At 28.7% G+C, this 3,931-nt stretch carries 3 protein-coding genes, 2 tRNA genes and 1 rRNA gene; 1 reads left to right on the forward strand and 5 read right to left on the reverse strand.

The window, feature by feature from the left end; translation table 11 throughout:
- Nucleotides 1-531: 531 nt before the first annotated feature.
- Nucleotides 532-1,335, reverse strand: coding sequence for a pyruvate, water dikinase regulatory protein (locus tag I4V51_RS20370; RefSeq protein ID WP_195990271.1), 804 nt, complete (start codon nucleotides 1,333-1,335; stop codon nucleotides 532-534).
- A 163-nt stretch (nucleotides 1,336-1,498) separates the two neighbouring features.
- On the opposite strand from I4V51_RS20370, the gene I4V51_RS20375 reads away from it, so the two are divergent.
- Nucleotides 1,499-2,263, forward strand: coding sequence for a signal peptidase II (locus I4V51_RS20375; RefSeq protein WP_195990272.1), 765 nt, complete (start codon nucleotides 1,499-1,501; stop codon nucleotides 2,261-2,263).
- A 77-nt stretch (nucleotides 2,264-2,340) separates the two neighbouring features.
- Here the strand turns inward: I4V51_RS20375 and I4V51_RS20380 are convergent.
- The 4 genes from I4V51_RS20380 to I4V51_RS20395 form a co-directional block, all read right to left on the reverse strand.
- Nucleotides 2,341-2,416 (reverse strand) — tRNA-Lys (locus I4V51_RS20380).
- A gap of 5 nt (nucleotides 2,417-2,421) precedes the next feature.
- Nucleotides 2,422-2,538, reverse strand: a 5S ribosomal RNA gene (gene rrf / locus I4V51_RS20385).
- A 179-nt stretch (nucleotides 2,539-2,717) separates the two neighbouring features.
- Entirely contained in the window at nucleotides 2,718-3,680 is a 963-nt protein-coding gene (locus I4V51_RS20390) for an L-lactate dehydrogenase (RefSeq protein WP_195990273.1), read from the reverse strand.
- 96 nt (nucleotides 3,681-3,776) lie between these two features.
- Nucleotides 3,777-3,852, reverse strand: a tRNA-Lys gene (locus I4V51_RS20395).
- Nucleotides 3,853-3,931: the final 79 nt, after the last annotated feature.

Consider the following 3,931-nt stretch of genomic DNA (forward strand, 5'->3'; position numbering starts at 1 on the left):
CCGCCAGCGTTCGTCCTGAGCCAGGATCAAACTCTCACTAAAAAGTTTAATCATTTGCTCAAATTACTTTGAGTCTTGTTTTAAGACTCTCAAAAGAATTGCTGGTTTACTTTAACTATATTCTGTTCAATTTTCAAAGACCATTTACTCTGTCGCACCGAAGCGACTTATTTATTTTATCATCTATTACCCTATCTGTCAACAACTTTTTAAAAAGTTTTAACTTCTTTTGTAATCGACAATGGTTATTTTATCACTTCAAAAGTTTCCTGTCAACAACTTATTCTTAAATTGTTTAAACACTTTGTCATTAGCGACGTGTTTTATCTTATCATTACTAAATATATATGTCAACCTTTTTCTTTATTTTTAATGTAATAAAGAAAAAAACTATTAAAATAGGTGCAACAATTAATCTTATTACACCTATCTCAAATATATTTATAATGATTTTATATTATAAATTAATATTTATACTTATTATTAATTTACTATTACAAATAATCATATCTATTATATTTATTAATTTAATTATTTATCACACCCTAAAGTTTTGATAATAATTAAAGCTGTATCTTCTATAGCTCTTTGTGTTACATCTATAGTCTTACATCCTAATCTTCTAATTATCCTGTCAGCAAAATCAAACTCTTCTAATATTCTAGCATCTCCTGCATATTCAATATTCGAAGGTATTCTATGAAACTTATCTAATCTTCTCTTTCTTATTTCTATTAATTGTAATGGATTAATTGTTAATCCAAAAATTTTATGTTTATCTATCTCATATAATTCTTTAGGTACCTCAACCTCTGGAACTAATGGAATATTAATAGCCTTAATTCCCCTATTAGCCAAATACATACATAGAGGTGTTTTTGATGTTCTTGAAAGTCCAACCAAAACTACATCTGCATTTTTTAACCCCCTGTAATCCTTACTATCATCATATTGCATTGCAAATTCCATAGCTTCAATTCTTTTAAAATAAGCTTCGTCAGTCTTCCACATCGCACCTGGATTATATTCTGGTTGTTTATCTAAAAGCGATGAAGCAACATTTATTATAGGACCTAAAACATTTATTACAGATAAATTGCTTTCAACACATTTTTGAGTTAAGTATTCTCTTACATTTACTGTGATTATAGTAGATACAATCATTGCTTGTTCACAATTTTTTATATCTATCATTAACTCTTCTACATCTTCTAAGGATTTAACATAAGGTATTCTTCTTACCTCTACCTGATCTGGAAATTGACTTGCTGCTGCCTCAGCTACTTGTTCTGCGGTTTCCCCTATTGAGTCTGATACTGCAAAAATTGTTAACATAATTACTAACCTCCTAATTTAACATATTAAATATTAATTTCAATAAAATTCTCTTCCCAATTATTATTATAACAACTTTTTTGAATAAATTGCTAACATAGTGAATTATTATATTTAATATGTTAAAATCTAGATATACTTATTATAATTTTAGGAGGAATTTATGAAACATTCTTTTAATAAAGATAAACTGCTTACAATCGGCATATTACCAATTATGTGGTTTATATATTTCATGTTTGAAGTTTTCAGTGGAAGAGTTAATGATTTATATACTTTAATTTTAAATCTTTCTTTAATCTTAGTATTTGCTTTTACTGGATGGATTATATACATATATAGTACAAAAAATCCACATGGGTTAAGTACTAAATCATTAGTTATTACCTTTATAATATTAATGTTATTAGATCAAGGTATAAAATTAATTATAAAACTTAATTTCTTTAATAGTTATTTTGAAATAATCCCTAACTTTTTATCTTTCAATCCAATAATAAATACACAAGGCTCTTGGTTAAATGCAAGATTCAACTTTAATATTAGCTTTCCATTGCTAATATTAATTAATGGAATATCATTAATGCTATTTATTGAAATTTATAGATATATTAAATTTAAAACTGGAAAAAGCTTTTGGGTAGATATGTGTTTTGTATTTATTTTTGCAGGTGCATTATGTTCATTTATAGATAAAGTTTTTTATGGTGGTAGCTTAGATTTTATTGGTATAAGTGATTTATTTATTGCTGATTTAAAAGATATGTATATTAATCTCGGTTTATTATTTTTTATTATGTCTTGTTATAAGAGCGGATTCTTTAATGAAGAAGAAACAACTTTTAAAGATGATATAAAAGCAATAAAAGATTTTTTCAAATTTATTAAAAATGATATTTTAAGAATATTAAAAAAGGAAAAGGCTTAAATACCTTTTCCTTTTTATATATATATTATGCTAAGCAAGTTCTTATTAAAAAATCACTTCTAATATAGAAGTGATTTTGGTGGCTTACCGGGGAATCGAACCCCGGACACCTTGATTAAAAGTCAAGTGCTCTACCGACTGAGCTAGTAAACCATTTTACCTGGCAACGTTCTACTCTCCCACACAGTCACCCGTGCAGTACCATTGACGCTGTAGAGCTTAACTTTCCTGTTCGGAATGGGAAGGAGTGTTTCCTCTACGCCATCATCACCAGATTTATTTTTTTATTATGTTGATTTGTCCCTCAACAAGTACTTATTATATATATTTTTTCTACATATGTCAACATATTTTTTAAAATAATTTTATTATTCTCCATTTTTTATTTTTTATACATTTAAAATATAAAGCTAAGTACTAAAATACTTAGCTTTACTATAAAACTTATATGTAACTATTTTTTTATTTCATATCCTAATTCACTGATGCATTGCCTTATAAAATCATTTGACTCTTTAAATTTAACAAGTTCTTCTGGCAACATATCAATCTCTACAACCTCTTTAACTCCACTACCATTTAATACCACTGGTACTCCTGTAAATACATTAAATTCCCCATATTCACCATCTAATAAAGTAGATACTGGCATTATTCTATTTTCATCATTTATAATAGCTCTTATTATAGCAACAGTTGCTGTTGCTATTCCATAATATGTAGTTCCTTTTCTATTATATACTTCCCATCCTGCTTTAGCAGTATCTAATACAAGTGTATTTAAATTTACATCTCCAACTCTTTCTTGATTATCTTCAATAACTTTTAAGAACGGTTTACCACCAACATATACATGAGACCAAGGTACCATTTGTGAATCTCCATGTTCCCCCATAGAGTATGCTTGAACGCATCTTGGATCTACATTTAATAATTCCCCAATAAAGTTTTTTAGCCTTGCAGAATCAACTGATGTACCTGTTCCTATTATATGGCTTTTAGGTAATCCAGATAATTTATATACATGATATGCAATCATATCTACTGGATTAGAAATAATTATAAAATATCCTTTAAATCCACTTTCCATTATTGGATTTACTATAGACTCTGCTATTTTAGCAGATAAATGTAGAGTGTCTATTCTCGTTTGCCCCGGCTTTGGTGGTGCCCCTGCAGTTATTACAACAATATCAACATCTCCACATTCATCATAACGTCCTACTCTAACCTTTGTATTTCTATTTAAATACTCTATACAATGATTTAAATCCATTACTTCTCCCAAAGCACGCTCTTCATTTAAATCAATCATTAATATTTCTTCACAAACCCCTTGTGTTATTAAGCTGAATGCGGTACTTGATCCAACTAATCCTGTTCCAACAATTGCTACTTTTCTACCTCTTAATGCCATTGTTTAGCCCTCCTTTTATTTTTATTTCTTTTTTATTATACACTAATTATTGAAAATAAAAAAAACCTTAATTTATCTTATGATAAATTAAGGTTTTGGTGCGCCATCACGGGTTCGAACCGGGGACACCCTGATTAAGAGTCAGGTGCTCTACCAACTGAGCTAATAGCGCAAATTACCTGGCAACGTTCTACTCTCCCACACAGTCACCCGTGCAGTACCATTGACGCTGTAGAGCTTAACTTTCCTGT

Source organism: Clostridium sp. D53t1_180928_C8 (genome assembly GCF_015667795.1).
In the GTDB taxonomy this organism is placed as follows: domain Bacteria; phylum Bacillota; class Clostridia; order Clostridiales; family Clostridiaceae; genus Clostridium.